A 22,114-nucleotide genomic window follows, 5' to 3' on the forward strand; every position below is an offset into this window, starting at 1 on the left:
TTTGCCCTGCTCTATTCAGTGCCGATGATGCATCCACCAATGCCGAGGATGATCAGTCGTGCGCTCGCGTGTTTGAGCGGGCCATTTCGACTCGTTAATTAACAGAATAATTGCCACCAGCGCCAAGCCGCCGAGGCCGACCAGTACGTTGATTAAATCGATGGCGGAACTGTGCAAGGTTAGTCGCGACGCGGATCCAAGGATATCCATTACCGTATTCACAAACTCGTCCATGATGCCCTCCTGCGTCCTCTGCACTTACCTCTTTATGATAGGTAAACAGAGGCTTAAGAGTAAGCGCTCAGCATTCAAAATTCTTAGGTATTTTCACGGGTGGATTCCAGCGTTTCCGGCTAACGTGCCGAAACAATCGCTCTTGCTAGTCGATTAATGGGCGACCGGCCGATACCCATTGCTCCAGCTCTTTCAGCCGCAACCTGTAACGGGCAAAGTTGTGTTCACCGAGCCTGGAAATGTCGCCTCTCACCATGTCGATAAGGCGCGCCGCTTCGTCGTCCCGAAGCTTGAACTCTGCGATAACGGTTCCCAGTGCTTCCCGATCCCGCACGATCCGCGAGACCATCTCATTGATGGCTTCGCGGTACCTTGCACGGAACGGATCTGGCACTCCGGCGGCGTCGATCTGCGCTGCATACTTGGCAATAGAGCGCCGATAAGTCCAGGCAAAGAGATCGGCTGCAATACTCGTGTCGAGCCGCTCATAAACACCGATTTTTGCACGGGCATAGTCTTCGTCACCCACATCCAGGAAGCTAAGCGGCGCGCAGTTGTACAGCAGCAGCGGGATGTTGGCACTGAGGCGGCTGGTTCGTTTGTTGCCGTCCTCGAAAGGCTGGAGGTAGGCCAGGTTCACCCAAAGGAAAAATGCGGCTTCGACGGGATTTTTAATGTGACGCGCCTTCTCGGTGATCTGCTCCAGCATTTCACCAAGCAAAGAAGGCACATGAGACGGGATATAAACGGTATTGCTGATACTCACGACTCTTTCGCGAATCGAGCCAAGTGCGCCCTCATCATTAAGCAGTCCTTGCATCAGCAACGTGTGCAGATTGCGAATGACCATTGCAGTCAATCCGTACGATGGCACGTCGTCGATCAGGAACTCGATCGCCCTCTTATGGTTGAGCAACATGGTGGCGTCTTTATCCGCTGGATCGGCGGTTCCCGCGTCGAACAAGACCTCGGTGTCGAGCCTCGAATATCGATTGCCCTCAAGACGCGATGAGGAGAAGGACAAATCGATCAGCAGCGGCTCAATGACCTTGCGCGCGTACGTGCCGGCGGGTTGCTGGCCCGGTGATCGTCCTTCTTGATACAGATCGTTGGCGAGCGCTTGGGGAAGAAGGTAGCTCTGGTTTGGCACGTAACCGTCAACAAAATGCCGTTGATAGCTGATGGGCTGACGCGCCCCCAGCGGGACGTTCAGTTCATCGATAAGCGCCGCAGCAGCCTCAGACCAGGCTGGCGAAGCCGTCAGTTTCGCCTTGGCCGGGCTTGCAGCCACCACCGGAGCCATGGGTTCGACTTTGCGCCCCGGCAACCTGTAACGGACGGCCGAAGTTGCTCCAACCCGTTCGACCTTGCCGTCGCCGATGAGTCGGTCCAGATAGCGCAGGACCGTTGCTGACGGAGCGCCCATTGCCTCGGCGATCTCGCGGCGTGATAACAGATCCTGGCCTGCTGCTGCCCGTCTCACAAGAAGGTCCGAAATGGCGCTGTACAGCTCGCGCTTTGCCATGGTGGCCACCTAAAAATGATTCAAGAATGATTCTTGAATCAATCTTAAATCAAAATTTGATTTAAGGGGCCATTTTTGATTCAAGAATGAGGTGAGAATGATTCAAGAATGAGGCGACGGAGCACGAAATAAGCGATCCAATCGCTCTCCGCATTCGCGGAGCAACAGCCTGCTTTCGAGAGCACTCCGCCTAAGTGAGTGAGGGCTGGCGAAGGATTCAAGCCGTCATCCGAGCCGGCCATGCAGCCAAAGACGCCTTTCCTCGGGTGCGATTTCCTGCGGCCGGACGCCGCACGCTATCTCTTAAACGTAAAAACCCTAAAGAAGAAGTGGTTAACTGCCGTTATGTCCTTGTAACGCGAAACGCGTTCTCGCGTTACGTTCCAGATCGAAGAAAGGACACAATAAATGCGCAATAACCAGCCCGTCTCGCAGCAGGAGTACGACTTTCCCGCATCAGACATGCTCGTTTCGGCCACGGATCTTTCAGGCAACATCAAATACTGCAATCCCGCCTTTGTCGAAGTCTCCGGCTATTCGAGAGAAGAACTCATCGGCCAGCCGCACAATCTGATCCGCCACCCCGACATGCCCCGCGAGGCTTTCGCCGACATGTGGTCGACGATCCAGGAAGGTCGCCCGTGGACTGCCCTAGTCAAGAACCGTCGCAAGAATGGCGATTACTACTGGGTTCGCGCGAACGTGACGCCGGTGATCGAGCATGGCAAGGCCGTCGGTTTTCTTAGCGTGCGCGTGAAGCCGGGCCGCGACGAAGTAGCAAGCGCGTCCGGCCTGTATGCGCGGATGCAGGCCGGCGCAATGGGTTCGCTGCGCCTGAAACGAGGCGCGCTTGTACGCACCGGCCTGGCCGGCAAGCTTGGGGAACTGATGCGCATGCCGGTCGCGTCGCGTATTGCGATTGGCTATGCAGCCGGACCGCTGGCGGTGCTCGCGACCGGGTTGATCGCCTACCAGGGACTTCCGCCACTGCCCTTGTGGATCGCCTTTGGCGTGAGCGCACTGACGGGCGCCATCGGCTGGGTGACCGTTTCACATCACGTGGGCGCGCCCGTGCGCATCATGTCCCGATTTGCCGCGCGCATGGCGGCCGGCGATCTGACGGCGGCGATGGAAACCGGCGCTCGCGACGACCTCGGCGACGTCCAGCGCGCGCTGAACCAGCTCAAGGCGAACCTGTCCGCAATGGTCCTCGATGTACGTGGACAGATCGGCGGGATGATGGATGCCACGCGGGAAATTTCGAGCGGCAACATGGATCTGTCGCGCCGGACCGAATTGCAGGCTGTGTCGCTGCAGCAAACCGCCGCGACGATGGACCAGTTGACCGCCACGGTAAAGGGCAACGCGGACGCGAGCGTGCGCGCGCTGGATCTGGTGAAGGACGCGCAGACCGCAGCCAGCGATGGCGGCAAGATCGCGATCCAGGTCGAGCAGACCATGGCCGGCATCAACACGGCGTCGCAGCGTATCGCGGACATTATCGGCGTGATCGACGGTATCGCGTTCCAGACGAATATCCTCGCATTGAACGCGGCGGTGGAAGCGGCGCGTGCAGGCGAAGCGGGCCGCTCGTTCGCGGTGGTCGCAACAGAAGTGCGCAATCTCGCGCAGCGGTGCGCGGCGTCGGCGAAGGAGATCAAGGCGGTGGTGGAAACAAGCGTGGCACAGATCGCGGAAGGGACCGACCTGGTGTCACGCACAACCCTCCAGATGCATGCAATCGACGCGGCCGTGCTGCGGGTGTCGACAATCATCGGAGAGGTGGCGAATGCGAGCAGCGAACAGGCCGAGGGCATTCGTCAAGTGAACCAGGCGGTAGCGCATCTGGACGGTTCAACCCAGCAGAACGCCGCGCTGGTCGAGCAAGCTGCTGTGACTGCGCAACGGCTGGCCGAACGAGCCGATGTGCTCGATGACGCCGTGCGGTTATTTACTGTTGGGCAAAGGTGAGAGGAGCGCTCGCGGTACGTTTGATGCGAGCGCAACCCCAGCTTAATCAGCATCGGCGGCAGGCTCAGCGTCCAGCGCCAGCACTGTCACCCCTACATCGATCCGATGTGACCCGCCGCCGAGAATCATCCCCCGCAGCAGCGATACGTCGCTATAGTCCCGCCCCGTGGCGAGCGTCACATGTTCGAGATCGGCGAGCACATCGTTTGTCGGATCAAGATCGATCCAGCCGCTGCCGGGACAAAACACCGACACCCACGCATGCGATGCATCCGCGCCGATCAGCTTCTCCTGCCCCGGCGCGGGATCATTGCGCAAATATCCGCTCACGTACCGGGCCGGCAACCCGAGCGCACGCATGCAGCCGATCATCACCTGCGCAAAATCCTGGCAGACGCCCCGGCGCATTTCAAACGCGCGATGCGCAGGCGTGTCATACGACGTTGCCAAAGGCTTGTACTTGAAGTCGGCGTGAATCCTGTGCATCAAGTCAATCGCGCCTTCCGCCAGCGGCTTGCCCGCGGGAAAACTCTCCAGCGCGTAATCTCGCAGGTCCTGTCCGAGACTGATATTGGGCGACGCAAAGCAAAACTCTGTCTCAGGCCGAAACGGCGCACTGGCGCTAAAACGCATACCCTTCGCGACCTCGTCCCACGCCGGCGTGGTCGCCGGATCGAGCGAGGCCCATCGCGGCGTCAGTTCAACGGTTGTTTCGCTGACCATCTGCAATGAGCGGTGCGGCGACTCGAGCGAAAAATACAGCACGTCGTTGCCGAAGGTATCGACGCGACTATTGATGTACGGCGGCTTCGGATCAATGCTTTCGGTGTGTGAGATCACGCGTTGCCACGCGCAATTCTGCGGCCGGATTGTCGCGAGATGCTGGGCCGTTTCCACGTACGTTGAATAGCGGTAGGTCGTCCGGTGCGACACCCACAACACGGTTTTCGGAATCTTCACGACGACACCTGCAATGCCTGCGTATTCGCGTGGCTGAAGTAACGTGCGCTGATCTCATGCGCAGCGGCGCTCACGTGATCGCCGAGTGCCTCGCAGGCCTGGATGAGTTCGCCATAGTTGCCCTCTTCGTCGGTCGTGCAGAGTTGCTCGAGTCCTCGCAGCGACTTCAGCAACAGCGTTGCGTCGCTGAACGCGCCGTGGTTTGTATTGCCGGCCGCAATCGAAATCTCGTTGAGCTTCGTGCATAAGCGCGAGTACACGCCGTACAGCCCGCGCGGGTTGGTCGGCTCGACCACCAGCAGGTCGATCAGCGCGGGAACCTCGAAACGCCCTGGATAAAGCGATCGATACGTGAGCGTGCTGTCGAACAATTGCAGCAGCAGATCGAACCCGGCCGGCGTCGTCATCTGGCCATGCTCGGCGACTACGCGCAGGAAGGTGGTCATCGTCCATACCCGTTCGATGTGCCGTCCCGCGAACACCAGCTTCCACGCTTCGTCGCGCGTCATGCGGTCGCCCTGCGCGCCGCTGATCGCGAGCAGTTGCGTCGATAGTGCTTCAAGCGTTCGCGTCAGCTTCACCCGGTCGTAACGCTCCACGCCCGGTCCCGGCTTGAACTGCTGGATGGCATCGCGGAAATCGTTTCGCGCGGCGAGGATGGTGCGCCAGTGATCGGTCGAAAGACGTCCGCGGATTTCGCTGCTCGCGCGCACCTGGCTCGCCAGGTTCTGGCCGATACTCGCCGCCGTGCCGTTCTCGCCTATGTTGGCGACCAGCAAACGTTCGAGCCCGCGCGCGGTGTGCCCCTGGAGCGGCGTGCCCGGCGGCAGAAGGCCGCTCTGCCACGCGAGGTCCACCATGGTCTCCAGCATGCCCTCGGAGTCGTTGCTATCAATAGACGAGAGGATCACGCGCAGCAGCCGCACGTTGTTCTCGGCGCGTTCTCCGTATCGTCCGGCCCAGAAGAGGTTTTCCGCAGCGCGGCTCGATACCGTCCGATGCTTGCGCGCAAGGTCCGCCGGTTTGATCGGCGTGGGGAGCAGCGAGAAGGTTGAACCCGGCTTGCTCGACAGCACCCAGGTGTCGACACTGCTGCTGCCGTATTGCATCGATACCGACGGTTGGCGCTCAGCCCCAAGCCGCGTAAATCCGCCCGGCATCACGGACCAGCCGCCATCGATGTTCGCAATCGCATAAACACGCAGCACCGACGGCCGGCCCGTCAGCGTGTTGTCTTCGTAACGCGGCGCGTGGGAACTCGGGAACAGGTTCTGGATGGTGAACGCGTCCGGCATGGCGTCGATCCGCGCGCGCCAGCCGGCCAGCGGTTGCAGGCCGTCGCCGAAACCGCGCGGACCGCCGCCGTTGAGCGGCAAGCCCGGCCAGGTGGGAATCACGAATGCCTTGTCCAGACGTGCCAGCACAGCTTCGCGCGCCGCTGCTTCACCGCACCACCAGGTGGGCACGCTGGCGAGTTCCAGGGGCTCGCGCAGCAGCGCACGCGAGATGGCCGGCAGGAAACCATGCAGCGCCGGCGATTCGACAAAACCCGAACCCGGCACGTTGGACACCATCACGTTGCCGGCCCGCATCACCTGCAACAGGCCCGGCACGCCGATGGTCGAATCGGCGCGCAATTCGACCGGATCGCAGAAGGCATCGTCCAGTCGGCGCATCAGTACGTGAACCCGTTCCAGTCCGGCGAATGTCTTGAGGAACAGCATGTCGTCGCGCACGGTCAGGTCCTTGCCTTCGACCAGCGTAACGCCGAGATAACGCGCAAGGAATGCGTGCTCGAAGAAGGTTTCGCTGAAAGGCCCAGGCGTCAGCAATGCGATATGCGGCGAGCCTTCGCCCGACATCATCGCCCGGCCGCCCTGGACCAGCGCGGCGATCAGTTGCGAGTAGAACGGGGCGAGCCTCCGGACCTTCATGGAGCGGAACGGCTCGGTGAATACGTCGGAAACGATCAACCGGTTTTCCAGCGCATAACCCAGTCCGGACGGCGCTTCCGTGCGGTGCGCCATCACGGTCCAGGTGCCGTTCGGAGCACGCGTCAGGTCCACGGCAACAAGCTGCAGATACTGCGCGCCGGGAGGCACGAAGCCCTTCACCGAGCGCAGATAGCCTGGATGCCCGAACACCAGCGCGGGCGGCAGCAGGCCGTCATGCAGCAGCGTCTGCGGCCCGTAGATATCGGCAACGATGGCATTGAGCAGCTTCGCGCGCTGCGTCACCGCGCGCTCGATCACCGACCACTCGCCTTCATCGATAAGAAACGGCAGCAGGTCCAGCGCCCACGGACGCGGCTCGCCCTTGTCCGCGTAGACGTTGTAGCTGATGTCGTTGTCGCGGACCTGCTGCGCGATGGAAGCGGTCGCCCGGTCGAGGCCGGCTATGCCGTCGTCGCCGAGAGCATCGAAGAATTGCCGCCAGGGAGCGCGCAACTGGCCCGACGCGTCGCGCAGTTCGTCCCAATGACCCTCCCGGGCCGGTACCGCGCGAAGGTGTGACGACACACTCGCGCGGTTCGTGATTGCTTCAAACGGAAGCGTGGATTGGAAGGCCAAATTGAGCAGCTACCGTTGAAGAGTTGATGAGGCTACCGTCGGCGCAAATCGAGCGTGAACGGAAACTCCAGGCTGCGCTTCGGTTCTTCCACGACCATCCGTCCAGGCGTATGGCCGATTCTGAAAAAGCGCGCGCGCCGCCGGCTTTCCGCCTCGTATGCGTTGACCGGATAGGTCACGTAATTGCGGCCACCCGGATGGGCTACATGATACCGGCATCCGCCGATAGACCGGTTGCTCCAGGTGTCAACAATGTCAAACGTAAGCGGTGCATCCACGCCAATCGACGGATGCAGCGCCGTCGGCTGGGACCATGCCCTGAAACGCACGCCGGCCACATGCTCGCTCACCCGGCCCGTGGGTTGCAACGGCAACGGCACGCCGTTGACCGTCACCACATGGCGGTTGTCGTTGAGCCCGAGCACCCGCACTTCCATCCGTTCCACCGACGAATCCACATAGCGCACCGTCCCGCCCGGCGACCCCTGCTCGCCCATCACGTGCCACGGCTCCAGCGCGCTGCGCACGGTCAGTTCGATACCGTTCGTCTGGACCGCGCCCACCAGCGGGAACCGGAACTCGAAATGCGGCGCAAACCACGCGGTATCGAACGCATAACCGGCTTCGTTGAGGTCCGCGATGACATCGTGGAAATCCATTTCGATAAACGTACCAAGCAGGAAACGGTCATGCAGTTCCGTGCCCCAGCGCGTGAGGCGCGTGGTGTACGGCTTATCCCAGAACCGCGCGACCAGCGCCCGCAACAGCAATTGCTGGACGAGGCTCATGCGCGCGTGCGGCGGCATTTCGAAGCCCCGCAGTTCGAGCAGGCCGAGGCGGCCGGTGGGACCATCGGGAGAATACAGCTTGTCGATGCAGAATTCCGCGCGGTGCGTGTTGCCAGTCACATCGATCAGCAGATTGCGCAACGTCCGGTCGATCAGCCACGGCGGCAGCAATGCACTGTCGCGGCCGCCCAGGCGTTCGAGTTGATGCTCGATCTCCTTGAACGCGATCTCCAGCTCGTAAAGCTGATCGTTGCGTGCTTCGTCAACCCGCGGCGCCTGGCTCGTCGGTCCGAGAAACAATCCCGAGAACAGGTACGACATCGACGGATGGTTGATGAAGTACGCGATCAGGCTTGCAAGCAGGTCGGGACGCCGCAGGAACGGGCTGTCGGCAGGCGTCGCGCCGCCGAGCACGAAGTGATTGCCGCCGCCCGTGCCGGTGTGCCGCCCATCCGTCATGAACTTCTCGGTGCTGAGGTAACTTTCATGCGCCGATTGATACAGGAACTCGGTGTGATCGACGAGTTGATCCCAGCTCGACGCCGGATGAATGTTCACCTCGATCACGCCCGGGTCCGGCGTGACTTGCAGCATCTTGAGACGGGCATCGCGTGGCGGCGGATACCCTTCTATCACCACTTTCATGCGCAGATCGGCAGCGGTTGCTTCAATGGCCGCGAGCAGGTCGAGGTAGTCATCGAGTTCGGTCAGCGGCGGCATGAATACATGCAGCAGGCTCTTGCCGCTTCCAAACGATTTCTCTTCAACTTCTGGTCCCGCCGCACGCGCCGGATCTCGCGCTTCAACGCACAACGCCGTACGCCGGATCCACGAAGCGGACTCGCCGCGTGAGGGCTCGCGGGTTGACGTTGCAGGCGCGGTTGCAGCCGCATGCCCGGTGCCTGAGGCCACGCCAGTGCCTGCTTCCACACCCTCGCCCGTTCCTCCTTCTATACCTTCTCCAACTACCGCTTCCCCGCGATATTGCATGCGCAATTCCATCGCCTGACGCAACGGCGCAGGCGGCCCGAACGGATCGTGCGGATGTTGATACGGATAGTCCCCCGCACTCACCCACGGCAGCGATTCAAGCGGCAAGCGATACCCCATCGGCGAGTCGCCGGGAATCAGGTACATGCGGCCATCGCGGAAAAACCAGGGGCCGCTGACCCATGCCGGCGCTTGCATCGGGATATCGCGCTCGCGCGCTATAGGCAGCACATAACCCGTCACCTGCGACAAGCCTGCATCGAATACGCGACGCAAGCGCATGCGTTCCATCTCGTCGTCGAGTTCGGATTCGAACGGGTCCACGTTCACCGGCAAGCGGCGTTCACGCCACAGGTAGTAGAACGTGTCTTCGTAGCCGGGCTGGATATACGACGGATCCAGCGAGACTTTGCTCGCCAGATGCTCGATGAACCGCCTTGCATCTTCGGCCGTGTACTGACCGGGATCGCGTTCATCGGCGAATAGCTTGGGGTCTTCCCAGATCGGCTCGCCATCGGCACGCCAGAACAGCGACATGGCCCAGCGCGGCAACTGCTCGCCCGGATACCACTTGCCTTGACCGAGATGCAGGAAGCCGCCTACGCCATAACGTGCACGCAACTTGTCCATCAGCGAGACGGCATAACCGCGCTTCGTCGGCCCCAGTGCGTCGGTGTTCCATTCCGCCGCGTCGCGGTCGCTCACGGCGACGAACGTGGGCTCGCCGCCCATCGTCAGGCGCACATCCATGTCGGTCAGTTGCTGGTCGACTTGCGCGCCCATCTTCTGCACCGCGGTCCACACTTCTTCCGTATACGGTTTCGTCACGCGCGGGGTTTCAAGCACGCGCTGCACCTGCATGATGTGCTCGAACTCGACTTCGCTTTCATCGACAGCGCCGGAGATCGGCGCGGCGCTTCCCGGTTCAGGCGTGCAGGCAACGGGGATATGCCCTTCGCCGGCCAGCAGCCCGGAGGTCGGGTCGAGTCCGATCCAGCCCGCACCGGGCAAGAAGACCTCGCACCACGCGTGCAGGTCGGTGAAGTCGACTTCGGTGCCGCTCGGGCCATCGAGGGACTTCTGGTCGGGGGTGAGCTGGATCAGGTAACCCGAAACGAAACGCGCGGCCAGCCCGAGCTGACGCAAGGTTTCGACGAGCAGCCAACCCGTGTCGCGGCACGATCCCAACGCTTTTTCAAGCGTCTCTTCCGGCGTCTGAACGCCGGGTTCCATGCGGATCACATAGCCAATGTCGTGTTGCAGCCGCTGGTTCAGTTCGACCAGGAAATCGGCCGTTATCTTGGGCGTCTTGTCGATGCTCTCGACAAACTTCGCCAGCAACGGCGTTGGCTCGCGCTTGATCAGATACGGCGCCAGCTCAGCCGCGAGTTCCGGTTCGTACGCAAACGGGAATTTCTCGGCGTAGGGCTCGAGGAAGAAGTCGAAAGGGTTGTACACCGCCATTTCGGCGACCAGATCGACCGTGATCTTGAATTCCCGCGTTTTCTCGGGGAAGACAAGCCGCGCCTGATAGTTGGCGAACGCGTCCTGCTGCCAGTTGATGAAGTGTTCGGCTGGCTCGACCCGCATCGAATAGGAAATGATCGGGGTACGGCAATGCGGCGCAGGCCGCAGGCGCACGACCTGCGGTGAAAGGCCGACGAGGCGGTCATAACGGTAGTGCGTGACATGGTTCAACGCGACACGGATTGACACACCTGACTCCTGGACGAATTTTGGCACTCTTCAAAAGCAAACTCCATGCCGTTTGGTCGAACGCACCATCGGGCAAGGCTCCCGGGAACTTCCATGCACTCAATACTGCGATTAAACCGTTTTCATCATCCACTGTTGCACCAAACTAGAGCGTAAAACGCCCTTTACGGCTGGACCGGACCGTTCCTGCGGCGGCACGTGGCTTGCTTGATAACCACCATCGCAGTTACTACGCCCGCCTTCCAGCCTATCTCTTCAATATGAAAACATTCCATTGCGGCCGTTGCCAGCATCACGTTTTTTTCGAGAACGTGAAATGCGAATCCTGCGCGGCGTTGCTGGGCTTCGTGCCTGAATTGTCTGAAGTTTGTGCGTTCGAACCGGCCGGCGAGACGCTATGGCGCACGCTGAATCCATCGGCGAACGGTGCGCTGTTCCGGCAGTGCAACAACTACGCGCTCGAGAATGTCTGCAACTGGATGATCCCGGCGGACTCGCCGGACGTCTTGTGCCCGGCGTGCAGCCTGACGCGGACCATCCCCAACCTGTCCCAGCCGGAAAATCGCGTCTACTGGTACAAGCTGGAGACGGCCAAGCGGCGCCTGTTGTTCGCGCTCTCGGCGCTCGGGCTGAACACGGATTCGCGGCGGACCAATCCGGAAACCGGTTTGCAGTTCGAGTTTCTTGAAGACGGCGACAGGGGGGCGAAGGTGCTGACCGGTCACGACAACGGCCTCATTACGATGAACATAGCCGAAGCCGACGACGCCCTGCGTGAACGCATGCGCGCGGACATGCACGAGCCGTACCGGACCTTGCTGGGGCATTTCCGGCATGAGATAGGCCACTACTATTTCGACCGTCTCGTGGCGAATACGAGCTGGGAAGAGCCGTTTCGCGAGATGTTCGGCGATGAGCGCGCCGACTACGCCCAATCACTTCAGGCCCATTACGACAATGGACCGCCGGCCGACTGGGACCAGTCTTATGTGAGCGCGTACGCCACCACACATCCGTGGGAAGACTGGGCGGAGACGTGGGCACATTACCTGCATATCGTCGACACGGTGGACACTGCGGCCGCATGTGGATTCAAGCTCGATCCGAAGTCCGACAACGAACCGTCGCTTACCGAGATCGAACCGGTCGAGAACACCAGTTTCGATAACCTCATGAAGCAATGGTTTCCGCTCATGTATGCATTGAACAGCTTGAATCGAAGCCTGGGCCTGGCCGATGCGTATCCGTTCACGCTCTCGCCAAAGGTCGTCGCCAAACTGCGTTTCGTGCATAGGGTAATTGCGAGCGCGAGTGCCCAGAAACAAGCGAACGAAGCGACTGCTGACGTTCAGCAAGACATCAAGCAGGATCAGCCGGCGGCAACGGGTTGATCGTAAATTAATAAGGAGTTCGATGGTTTTAACTCCGCCTTGAACATCGTCCTGGTGAAGCAAGCGAGGGCGATGTGTTAACTCCCCGGCCACTCATGCGCCCCAACCTAAAAAGGTCAGTCCGATGAAGCTCCGCGTTGGTTACGAACTGGTCTACGAATGCGTGCAGCCAACCCCGATGCTGCTGATGTTGAACATGCACGCATCGCGGGCGCAGAACATCCTCGTCCCGGACATCCTGAGGGTCAACCCGCCGGTGCCCTACTCGCAGTATCACGATTCATTCGGCAACCTGTGCAGCCGGCTGGTTGCGCCGCAAGGCTGGCTTACGCTATCCACGCAGGGATTGATCGACGTGCCGCCTTATATGGAGTTGCCGGAGCCAAACGGTTATCAGCATGCCGTTGAAGAACTGCCCGACGAGTGCATGCAGTTCCTGCTCGGCAGCCGCTATTGCGAGACCGATTTGCTGTCCGATGCCGCGTGGCAGATGTTCGGCCATACGCCCCTCGGACGCGCCCGGGTGCAGGCTATTTGCGACTTCGTTCATCGGCACATACGGTTCGACTATAACTGCGCGCGTCCGACCAAGACGGCGTTCGAAGCGTACCGGGAAGGCGTGGGCGTGTGCCGGGACTTTGCTCATCTGGCCGTCGCGTTATGCCGCACGATGAACATTCCGGCGCGTTATTGCACAGGGTATATCAGCGATGTCGGTTTGCCGCCGCCCTACGCGCCCATGGATTTCTGCGCCTGGATCGAGGTGTATCTGGGCAACACGTGGCAGACATTCGATCCGCGCAACAATGCGCCGCGCACCGGACGCGTATTGATGGCACGAGGCCGCGACGCCGCCGACGTCGCGTTGAGCAACACGTTCGGCGCCACCACGCTGGTGAGGTTCAGCGTGGTCTGCGAACCTCAGTAATCCGCACGACGTATTCAACCAGGAAAATTCAGCAAAGCGCAGGCGCCGTGCGAGCCAGCCTATGGAAGTGGCGACCGAAATAAATCAGGCTGTCGCCGTCGCCGCGCACGACGATGTCCGCCACTTCCACGAACATCACGGAGTGCGAACCAACTGTTTTAGTATCGACAATGCGGCCTTCAAGGCTGGCAAGCGCATCGGCGAGAACGGGCAAGCCGAGGCGTCCAGCAGTCCATGCCTGCTGCTCGAATCGTTCGCTCATCGGCAGGTTGGTCATGCCGGCGAAATGACGCGCCAACTCCTGGTGATCGGCAGGCAGCACGTTGATGCAGACGTTGCCATTGCCCGCGAACACGGCATGCGCTGCGCTGGACTGGTTCACGCAGACAAGCATGGTGGGCGGCGTGTCGGTAACCGAACACACCGCGCTTGCGGTCATGCCGCAGCGGCCGCGCGGACCGTCCGTGGTGATGATGTTGACGGCCGCCGACAGGTACGCCATGGCCTCCCGAAACAGCTTGCGGGTGCTTTCGTTATTCATGTCCTGTTCCCCGGTTCACGCTAATACCCCTGAAACACCTGAATACAACGGACTGTTGCGCCTCGTGCTGTTTCATCGGGTCGTTCGCCGGGAATGGCGCGCTACATAACGACCGTGGCGACCGTGCGGTGGGCAAACAGGCGGCTGCATCCGGTAATGGCCGTAGCTTGCCGCGATCCCGGCAGGCCGGTATGCCTGCTGGACCACATCCGCGGGTAAATGATCGGGGAACGGCCACGCTGCGTCCGCCGGATTGCCCGGCTGACGCAGCAGTTCAGCGCATCGGTTCGCTACGTGGAAAGATGGCGCCCGGTGTTACTTCGCAAACAGCGAAGCGATGTTCGCAAACGCCTTGATCTCTAGCGCATTTCCCGACGGGTCCAGGAAAAACATGGTCGCCTGTTCACCGACTTCGCCCTTGAAGCGCACATGCGGCTCGATGATGAATTCCACTCCGGCCGCCGTGAGTTTGTCCGATGTCGCTTGCCACTGATCCATTGGCAGCACCACGCCGAAGTGCCGGACCGGGACTGCATCGCCGTCTACCGCGCTCGTCTTCCGATGACCGATTTCGTCCGGCGCGAGATGGGCCACGATCTGGTGCCCGTAGAAATTGAAGTCCACCCAGTCGGCAGAGCTGCGGCCTTCCGGGCAACCGAGCAGGTCGCCATAAAATTCACGGGCGGCCGCAATGTCATGGACCGGAAAGGCGAGATGAAATGGGGAAATGGCAGCAGTGGTGTCGCTCATGGCAGGCTCGGATATCGGTTGAATTACGTATTCGACGACGCGGACGAGGTCCGTCCGCACCGCGTTCATGGTGCGCGAAAAATGGATGTCACGCCATGGATGGACAGTTTAGGGGCAACGAGAATAGTTGAATAATGATAGTTTTTTTAGCTCAGCATCAATAAAATCGATTAATAAAAATCTGCCAAAGATCCACTAAAACCGTCGATAAAACCATGATGCGAGAGCTGAAAACCTTTCTGGCGGTGGTGCGTTTCGGGACGTTCGCGAGCGCCGGAGCGCATATCGGACTGACGCAATCGGCTGTCAGCGCGCAGATCCAGCGGCTGGAGGAAGATCTGGGTTTCCTGCTATTCGACCGGACCGGACGCTCGGCCACGCTCAATGCCGCCGGCAAGCAGACGGTCGACACGGCCGAGGAATTGTTGTCGGTTTACGCACGCCTCGCCGCGCGTGGCGGCACGGCGGAACAGTCCGGCCTGCTGCGGGTGGGGGCTATTGCTTCGGCGCAGGCTTCGTTTCTCGTCAGCGCAATCGAATTGTTCCGGCGGACTTCGCCCGGGTGGCGAATCCGCGTGGTTCCTGGCGTGTCGCTCAACTTGCTCGCGCAGGTGGACTCCGGCGAGGTCGACGTCGCGGTGATCATCAAACCCCCTTTCGCGTTGCCGGCCGAATTGCAATGGCGCACGCTGCTCACCGAAACCTTCGTGCTGCTGGTCCCGCGCGAGCTTGCGGACCGGCCGTGGCGCACGCTGCTCAAGTCAGAGCCCTTCATCCGATACGAGCGGAGCTCCTTTGGAGGCCGCCTCGTCGACCGCTTTCTCAGAAGGATTCGCGTGACGGTGCAGGACGTGGTCGAACTGGATGAATTGCAGGGAATCGTCGGGCTCGTGGCGCACGGGGCAGGCATTGCGCTCATCCCGCAATCGTCCGCGCTGCATATACCGGAGACCGTGCGCGCGTTGTCTCTTGGAGACGATACCTTCACGCGTGAAATCGGCCTTGTCCAGCGGCATACGAGAAATGAGCAAACCGTCACCGTGCAATTCGCCGGGTCTGTCTGTGCAGTTCTGCCACGGTGAGGGATGCCGCTTCATTGGGGTCCAAGGCGCAGGGGAACGGAAAATCGGGTTAAGCCGCGCTCTCGCAAGAGCGCCGGGATCTGGTTGGTCTTGGCTCCTCTCCTGAACGCGTCGCGCTAGGCCCAGTGACGGCTCAGGAACGCCGCCACCTCGTCGAGCGCGCGGCGCGCGGTCGGCAGGTCTCTCGTCGAGCCTTGGAATACGTGGTGCAACCCGTCGAAGATATCGAGCCGCACCTCGCCGCCCTTGTCCGCGGCCGCCTTCGCATAGCGCCGCGCGTCGTCCAGCAGGATCTCGTCGCCGCCCACCTGGATGAGCAACGGCGGCAGGACCTCGGGCACGGCGTAGAGCGGTGACGCCCGGCCGTCCTTCGGATCGGCGCCGGCAAGATAGGTTCCTGCAGGCCCGGCAAGCATTTCCGGCTCGAAGATGGGGTCGTGGATGTCGGGACTAGTGAACGACGCGCCGGTCATCGCCAGATCGAGCCAGGGCGAAAAGACCGCGACGGCCGCTATCGTAGGCGAAGTCGTCGGATCGCCGAGCACGCTAAGGGCCAGCGCGCCGCCCGCGGAGTCGCCGACCAGCGCGACCTGCGAAACACCCTGGCCCTGGCCGCCCAACCAGCGGCGAACAGCGGCGGCGGCCTCAGGCGCGGCCGGGAATACGTGCTCCGGAGCCAGTGGATAGTCGGCCACGAACACCGCCACTCCGGCGCGGACCGCGACCTGGCTGGCCATGCCACGATAGGCTTTGGCCGAGCCCAGCAGATAAGCGCCGCCGTGCAGGAAGAGGATCGTCCGATCGGCCGGGGCACCGCTCGGGCGCACCCACCAGCCGCTAACGCCGTCGCGGTCGATGGCTTCCAGAGTGACGCCATCGGCGATCGGCGTCCTGGCGATCAGCGTGTCATACGTCTCGCGCTGATCGCCGGTCGGGTTCGAGAACAACTGGTGGATCTCGGCGAGCACAGTTTGCTCAATTTGGCGCTCGTCGTCGGACAAAACGTGCCGGGTCTCGACGAAGGCTGTCGTGGCAACAGTGGTCGTGGTCATGGGATATTCCTCAGGTTTTTGAGGCCGGAAACCACCGGCCCTCATCTGCCGACAGAATCATCCATTTCCATCTGGCGTAGAACCCCGGACCCTGGAATACAATCCATTCCCAATAGGAATTATTGGGACCCTTCAATGGATCGGCTCGACGCAATGCGCCTCTTCGTTCGTGTGGTCGAGCGCGGCAGCTTTTCGGCGGTTGCCCGGGAAGCCGGGGTCGGCCAGTCGGCGGTCAGCAAACAGATCGCCGCCCTTGAAGCTCACCTGGGTGCGCAACTGATGCGCCGCACCTCGCGGAGCATGACCCTCACCGACGCTGGCCAGATCTTCTACGAATCCGCCTTGCGGCTGGTCGACGAATTCGATGCAGCGGAGTCCCTGGTTGGCCGCGGCCAGTCGGCGCCGTCCGGCCTGATCCGGGTGACCGTCGCCCCGGTGTTCGGGCGACTCTACATAGTGCCGCGCCTCCCCGAGTTCTTTGCTCGCTATCCGGACATCTCCGTCGAGCTCACCGGCTCCGGGCGCAACATCAACCTGATCGAGGAAGGCGTCGACTTGGCGATCCGCAACGGCGAGCTCGCCGATTCGAGCATGATCGTGCGCCGCATCGCCATGGCGCCTTTCGCGACCGTCGCCACGCCGGCGTACCTCGCAGTTCGCGGCGAGCCGCGAACCCCCGCCGACCTGGACACCCACGCCTGCCTGATTTTTGCCCCGCTCCACGAACCGCTACCGTGGGAGTTCCGGGACGGGTCGAAGTCCGTTCTGCATCATCCAAGGTCGAACTTCCGCACCGCCGACGCCGAGCAGATCCGGGCCGCGGCGCTCGCCGACCTCGGCCTGGCCCACGGTCCGGTCTGGGCGTTCGCGCCCGAGATCGCCTCGGGCGCGCTCCGCGTCGTGCTGGCCGACTACGCTCCCGGCCCACTGGCCATCAGCGCCGTCCACCCCGCCGGCCGCCGCCTGCCCACCAAGGTCCGGGTGTTCATCGACTTCCTGGTAGAGACCCTGGCGGGTAATCCGGCGCTGACGGGGCAACTGGGTTGAGTCGGCATTTAACGGCGTCGGCGTTTCTCCGGTTTCGGTTCTTTTTGTTTTTCTCGGACAACAATTGGCCGGACGCGACGGCACGCTTACTGCATCGATCATGATGGCAACGCAGCCGACGATGGGCCTGATTGTGAATTCGATCGCGCAGGATTGCGCCGCCGCTGTATTCGTTTCTGTTTATCCTGTGCCGTTTGCCGGGGTCGCACTGGTCGTGACAAAAGGCGATATGCGGCCCTGCTGAACGAGCCTCGGCATTACTCGGCGAACGCGTTGATTGTGGTGGGCGCGCTGTGCTGGGTGATCTATACGTTCGGTGCGTCAACCTTCAAAATTTGCGCCGTCGCACGCGGCGCGTTGCTGCCGGTTCATAGAACCGGGCCGCTACCCACCCGGTATCGGCCCCCGTCCTCAAAGAACCTGGAACGGCGCTCTCGGTACTGTATCTCCGTCCAGAGTGGCTATCGCCCAGACGACCGCAAAATTCGTGGCGGCATTATGCGAAGCGAAACGGCCAAGTGTGCCGTGCGAGCGTTGATTCCCATGCTCGTCCCGGATGATCACAAATGAATCAAAGGCGCCCCGGGCGGGGGCAACCACGGGTCGTATAGTCGATCCTCGGTATTGCATTTCCATATTCAGCCCTCTCTCATAGGTTGATGCAATGGAAGCCAGAGTAAAAAACCAGAAACGTTTTAGTTGTCAATGCGTCTATGCGCAACGTTTTGGAATCAATATGTCAAAAACGTGAAACTCAAACCCGCATAACTGAATGTTGCGTGCGACGGTCCTTTAATTCACCTTACCGCACAATTCGTTGCATAACGCTCCGCGCCACTATCAAACTACCGGGTTCACGCATTCGAGCATTCGCTGCATAGTGGCGTGCTGGGTTGGCGTCAGTTCCGGATAACGCGCCAGATCGATGACACGCTTGCGCCAATAAGCCTGGCCAAGTAGCGAACCGCTGCCCTCGTCGCTCCAGCGCGGAACGATCCGCTCCAGATGCGCAATTTCCTGCTCGACCAATAATGGATGTCGGGGGGCTGCTTCGAAGGTCTGGTCAAGGCTCACGGCTCATGCTCCAGTAACAAGGCAGCCGACATTACCGCGACTTTGCCGACAGCGAATCCTCAATTCTGAGGATTTACGTTAGACGGTAACGTCTAGTCATCGCCTCAGGCAAAAACGATAAATAGCGCGGACGCACCATGCCAGTGCGACAAATGGCCGTTATTAAATAAAAGGGGAATATTGTCCAGAGCGTGCGATAACCAGACCGACTTCAATTCAATTGGCATGCCAGACTGACATTTTCGCCGGACTTCTGTTGAAGCAGTTATTCCACTGTATTCAACTGTCTACGCACGCCAATTCGAACCGCACGTTGGCCGAACGCAGTGTTTAGAGAAGATTATTTCCGAGCAGCGGGTATTTATAAAAATACTTTTCACCCGTGTGCCGCCCTGCTACCGCCCGTTCGTCTGCACCACGCGAATCAGTTTGGAGCGGCTTCCAACGCCCAGCTTATGGAAAGAACGGTCAATATGCGTACGGACCGTCGTATAAGAAATACCCAGCCGGAATGCAATTTCCTTGTCGAGCAGACCTTCCACCACCAACCCGACTACATCCCGCTCACGCGCTGTCAGGTTCTTCAGCACGTCCTCTGAAATCAACTTGGCTTGCGGTCCGGACGGCTGCGTCATGCCCGCCGCGGCACGCGCCCGCGCTAGTGCCGCGGTAAAAGCCGGGCGAACGAACTCGGCCATGGCAAGGTCGTGATCGGAGAAATCTTCCCGATGTTTGCCGCGCCAGATACGCAGGTCACCTATGTTCGAATCGCCGGCCCACGCATAGACATTCATGCCCCAGTGCAAACCGTCGCGACGCAGAAAGTCATTGAACAGTTCGGTCCGCATCAGCTCGCCCTGCGGAATCACGTTGGTCACACGAACGGCTTCACGGAAATTTTGTAGCCGCGGGGTCACGGTATCGCGGTACTGATAGTACTGCTCATACTCGGACAGATTATCTTCCGACATGTTGAACGAGACCCGATTGACGAATTCTTTCTTCGTCTCGTCCCAGACATACGACCCGAGATGGTCAGCGCGCAGCAAGCTGAGCATGCGAACGCCCACCTCCTGACGCATCAACTGCTCAGGAAGTGAATCAGCAAGCACGGCGAAGATATCGGAAACCAGGCCGGTCTCCCGGCTCGTCAAATACATTTCACGGACATGCTGGTCGGTCCCCGGGTCAATGGCTCGCGTACGTTTTCTCCACGCGCAAGCCTGCATATTTTAAGATGCTGCCCCGCAGACTACACGGACGATATTGCCGATTCAAGTCTGTTTTATTCGTGCCGTTAAATAGTTTGCCGTCGTTTCAACTGACGGGCCAGTTGCTTGAACGCATCGCATCACATCGCATCACATCGCATCACATCGCATCACGAAGCGGCGGCGGAACAGGATCAGGCCGCCGGCACCCAATCCCGACTTCTACCAACGCGGAAGTACTTTTACCAAACAGGGAAAATGCATGGCCTTCATTCCTAATCTACGTCGCCGCAAGCCCGTTATTGCAGCCGGTGAAACCGCCCCAGCTTCACAACCGAGCTTTGGTTATATCGATACCCTCTTCGATTATGGCGCTTTGCTCGCTGAATCGCCGGATTCGCTGGGGAAACTGCCTGCGGCCGGCAACCGGACAGTAGCGATTATCGGTGCAGGCATAAGCGGCCTCGTGTCGGCATATGAACTTCTGCGCGCCGGCGCGTCGAATGTCGTGCTGTACGAAGCGTCCGGGCGCATTGGGGGCCGCGCCTACAGCATTGCCTTTACGGATCAGGCGCCCGCATTCCTGGCCGAACTCGGCGCCATGCGTTTCCCGCCCAGCGAATACAGCCTGTTCCACTACCTCAACCGCTTCGGTATCCAGGCAAACTCGAATTTCCCCGATCCCGGCGAAGTGCTGACCAATCTCGGTTATCAAGGACAGACCTACACGTGGCCGGCGCAAGGCAACCCGCCCGATATGTTCGCGACCGTCCATGCGGGCTGGAGCGCGTTCATCAGCGATGGTTTCACGCCCTCCTCCGGACCGGCCCTGCTCGCGCCGGTTGCCATCACCAATCTGTTGCGCAATGGACAGTTAGGGGCGGCGCGGGCCGCGTGGCAGGCGTATATCGACATGTTCGGTAACCAGAGCTTTTATAGCGCGCTGCAGACGCTGTTCAGCGGCGCGAATCCTCCCGGCGGCAAGCAATGGCGCAACCCGGACGACTACGAGCTGTTTGGTGCGCTCGGTGTCGGATCCGGCGGACTCGGGCCGATGTACCCGGTCGCTTTCCTGGAGATCGTGCGCCTGATGGTCGATGAACTGGAAACCGACCAGTTGTTCATTCCGGCGGGCATTGAATCGCTGGCAGACGCCTTTAGTGCGCAAGTATTTGGCGGTCTCTCGATTGCGCAGCGTGTCGTCAACACGGCGGTGTCACGCGTCACTCGTAATGGCGAGGGTGTGATGCTCACGCTGGCGGATGGGTCGGTCCAGTTCGCTGACCGTGTGATCGTGACGGCCAGCACGCGGGCGATGCAGATCGACATGGCGTTGACCGCCCCGGCGTCCGCGCTCTCCGCGCAGCAGTGCTCGGCGGTCAATGACGTGCACCTGACCAGTTCGTCGAAAGTATTCGTGATGACGCAGCGCAAATTCTGGCTCGACGAGAACCTGCCCGCGAATATCCAGACCGATACGCTGGTACGGGGCGTGTATTGCCTTGATTACGCGCCCGCGGACCCCGATTCGGCGGGCGTCGTGCTGCTCAGTTACGCGTGGGAAGACGACGCCATCAAGCAACTCGCGCTTGGCGGCAATCAGCAGCGCGTGCAGCGGCTCGTGGCTGACCTGGCACAGACTAATGCCGCGTTCGCGCGGTACGTCGTGCCGATCAATAACGACTACCAGACCTATGTGAAGACCGTCGACTGGGATCTGGAGCAAGGGTATTACGGCGCGTTCAAGCTGAATTTTGCCGGTGGCGATGCCCAGAGCCAGCAGTTGTTCTTCCAGTTCCAGGACAGCCTGCAACCCGCGACGGATCCGTTCATCTATCTGGCCGGAGACAGTTGCTCGTTTACCGGCGGATGGGTGGAAGGTGCGCTGCAGACCGGTATCAATGCGGTGTGCGCCGTGATTCGCAGCCTCGGCGGGAGTGTGGTGCGGAACAACCCGCTGGATAATATGTCGCCTCCGTATGATTACAGCGGCGCTTCGGCAAGCGAGCCAAGCGAGCCAAGCGCGACTGGCCGCTGGCGTTAATCAGCCGTTCACGAAGCGAAGACCCAAAAAAAGACCCGCACCAGGCGGGTCTTAGTCTCTCAGTTTCGTATGGCGGAACGCGCGGGCATTCTTTGGCACGTTCGCTTTGCCATCGGAGTGCGGTGTAGACGTGAAGCCCCCCGGCTCTGGGTAACAACTTAACTGATTAGAGTGCGCCGCGCATCCTCATTTCTGAGGATAAGGCCCGGCCGGAACCGGCGGATTGACAGCCACCGGTCC

The 22,114-nt window shown here is 60.8% G+C and carries 17 protein-coding genes; 7 read left to right on the top strand and 10 right to left on the bottom strand.

Going from position 1 to position 22,114, the window contains the following annotated elements:
- Positions 1-15: 15 nt before the first annotated feature.
- Together HB376_RS11170 and HB376_RS11175 are read right to left on the bottom strand one after the other, a co-directional pair.
- Positions 16-234, bottom strand: a complete 219-nt coding sequence (locus HB376_RS11170; protein ID WP_213763715.1) for a hypothetical protein — start codon at positions 232-234, stop codon at positions 16-18.
- Between the two features lie 145 nt (positions 235-379).
- Positions 380-1,759 (bottom strand): Fic family protein, encoded by a 1,380-nt coding sequence (locus HB376_RS11175; protein ID WP_255631277.1) that lies wholly within the window; start codon positions 1,757-1,759, stop codon positions 380-382.
- A gap of 408 nt (positions 1,760-2,167) precedes the next feature.
- Here HB376_RS11175 and HB376_RS11180 point away from each other — a divergent pair, with 408 nt between their 5' ends.
- On the top strand, positions 2,168-3,730 hold the full coding sequence (locus tag HB376_RS11180; protein WP_213763716.1) for a methyl-accepting chemotaxis protein: 1,563 nt from the start codon (positions 2,168-2,170) through the stop codon (positions 3,728-3,730).
- Positions 3,731-3,772: 42 nt separating this feature from the next.
- Here HB376_RS11180 and HB376_RS11185 read toward each other — a convergent pair whose 3' ends face one another.
- The 3 genes from HB376_RS11185 to HB376_RS11195 are packed head-to-tail and all read right to left on the bottom strand — an operon-like array spanning position 3,773 to position 10,754.
- The gene (locus HB376_RS11185; protein WP_213763717.1) at positions 3,773-4,690 is read right to left on the bottom strand and encodes a transglutaminase family protein; all 918 of its coding nucleotides are present in this window, start codon (positions 4,688-4,690) and stop codon (positions 3,773-3,775) included.
- Positions 4,687-7,260, bottom strand: a complete 2,574-nt coding sequence (locus HB376_RS11190) for a circularly permuted type 2 ATP-grasp protein (protein WP_213763718.1) — start codon at positions 7,258-7,260, stop codon at positions 4,687-4,689. The genes HB376_RS11185 and HB376_RS11190 overlap by 4 nt, the downstream gene beginning before the upstream one ends.
- Before the next feature lie 32 nt (positions 7,261-7,292).
- Entirely contained in the window at positions 7,293-10,754 is a 3,462-nt protein-coding gene (locus HB376_RS11195; protein ID WP_213763719.1) for a transglutaminase family protein, read from the bottom strand.
- 260 nt (positions 10,755-11,014) lie between these two features.
- Here HB376_RS11195 and HB376_RS11200 point away from each other — a divergent pair, with 260 nt between their 5' ends.
- Positions 11,015-12,145, top strand: a complete 1,131-nt coding sequence (locus HB376_RS11200) for a putative zinc-binding metallopeptidase (protein ID WP_213763720.1) — start codon at positions 11,015-11,017, stop codon at positions 12,143-12,145.
- Between the two features lie 124 nt (positions 12,146-12,269).
- The gene (locus tag HB376_RS11205; RefSeq protein WP_213763721.1) at positions 12,270-13,073 is read left to right on the top strand and encodes a transglutaminase family protein; all 804 of its coding nucleotides are present in this window, start codon (positions 12,270-12,272) and stop codon (positions 13,071-13,073) included.
- Between the two features lie 28 nt (positions 13,074-13,101).
- Here the strand turns inward: HB376_RS11205 and hpaC are convergent, their stop codons facing one another.
- Together hpaC and HB376_RS11215 are read right to left on the bottom strand one after the other, a co-directional pair.
- Entirely contained in the window at positions 13,102-13,614 is a 513-nt protein-coding gene (hpaC, locus tag HB376_RS11210) for a 4-hydroxyphenylacetate 3-monooxygenase, reductase component (RefSeq protein ID WP_213763722.1), read from the bottom strand.
- A gap of 315 nt (positions 13,615-13,929) precedes the next feature.
- Positions 13,930-14,364, bottom strand: a complete 435-nt coding sequence (locus HB376_RS11215) for a VOC family protein (RefSeq protein WP_213763723.1) — start codon at positions 14,362-14,364, stop codon at positions 13,930-13,932.
- 215 nt (positions 14,365-14,579) lie between these two features.
- Between HB376_RS11215 and HB376_RS11220 the strand changes: the two genes are divergently transcribed.
- The gene (locus tag HB376_RS11220; protein WP_213763724.1) at positions 14,580-15,446 is read left to right on the top strand and encodes a LysR family transcriptional regulator; all 867 of its coding nucleotides are present in this window, start codon (positions 14,580-14,582) and stop codon (positions 15,444-15,446) included.
- Positions 15,447-15,562: 116 nt separating this feature from the next.
- Here the strand turns inward: HB376_RS11220 and HB376_RS11225 are convergent, their stop codons facing one another.
- Positions 15,563-16,498: an alpha/beta hydrolase gene (locus HB376_RS11225; protein WP_213763725.1), complete on the bottom strand. Its 936-nt coding sequence runs from the start codon at positions 16,496-16,498 to the stop codon at positions 15,563-15,565.
- Positions 16,499-16,633: 135 nt separating this feature from the next.
- On the opposite strand from HB376_RS11225, the gene HB376_RS11230 reads away from it, so the two are divergent.
- Both HB376_RS11230 and HB376_RS11235 read left to right on the top strand, forming a co-directional pair.
- Positions 16,634-17,545 carry a LysR family transcriptional regulator gene (locus HB376_RS11230; RefSeq protein ID WP_213763726.1) on the top strand — a complete coding sequence of 304 codons (912 nt, stop codon included), beginning with the start codon at positions 16,634-16,636 and terminating at the stop codon, positions 17,543-17,545.
- 64 nt (positions 17,546-17,609) lie between these two features.
- Entirely contained in the window at positions 17,610-17,789 is a 180-nt protein-coding gene (locus tag HB376_RS11235) for a hypothetical protein (RefSeq protein WP_213763727.1), read from the top strand.
- 596 nt (positions 17,790-18,385) lie between these two features.
- Here the strand turns inward: HB376_RS11235 and HB376_RS11240 are convergent.
- Together HB376_RS11240 and HB376_RS11245 are read right to left on the bottom strand one after the other, a co-directional pair.
- The gene (locus HB376_RS11240) at positions 18,386-18,619 is read right to left on the bottom strand and encodes a hypothetical protein (protein WP_213763728.1); all 234 of its coding nucleotides are present in this window, start codon (positions 18,617-18,619) and stop codon (positions 18,386-18,388) included.
- A gap of 395 nt (positions 18,620-19,014) precedes the next feature.
- On the bottom strand, positions 19,015-19,779 hold the full coding sequence (locus HB376_RS11245; RefSeq protein ID WP_213763729.1) for a LuxR C-terminal-related transcriptional regulator: 765 nt from the start codon (positions 19,777-19,779) through the stop codon (positions 19,015-19,017).
- Between the two features lie 313 nt (positions 19,780-20,092).
- Between HB376_RS11245 and HB376_RS11250 the strand changes: the two genes are divergently transcribed.
- Positions 20,093-21,874, top strand: a complete 1,782-nt coding sequence (locus HB376_RS11250; RefSeq protein ID WP_213763730.1) for an NAD(P)/FAD-dependent oxidoreductase — start codon at positions 20,093-20,095, stop codon at positions 21,872-21,874.
- Positions 21,875-22,114: the final 240 nt, after the last annotated feature.

Origin of the sequence: Caballeronia sp. dw_19, assembly GCF_018449515.1 — a bacterium.
Lineage (GTDB): Bacteria > Pseudomonadota > Gammaproteobacteria > Burkholderiales > Burkholderiaceae > Caballeronia.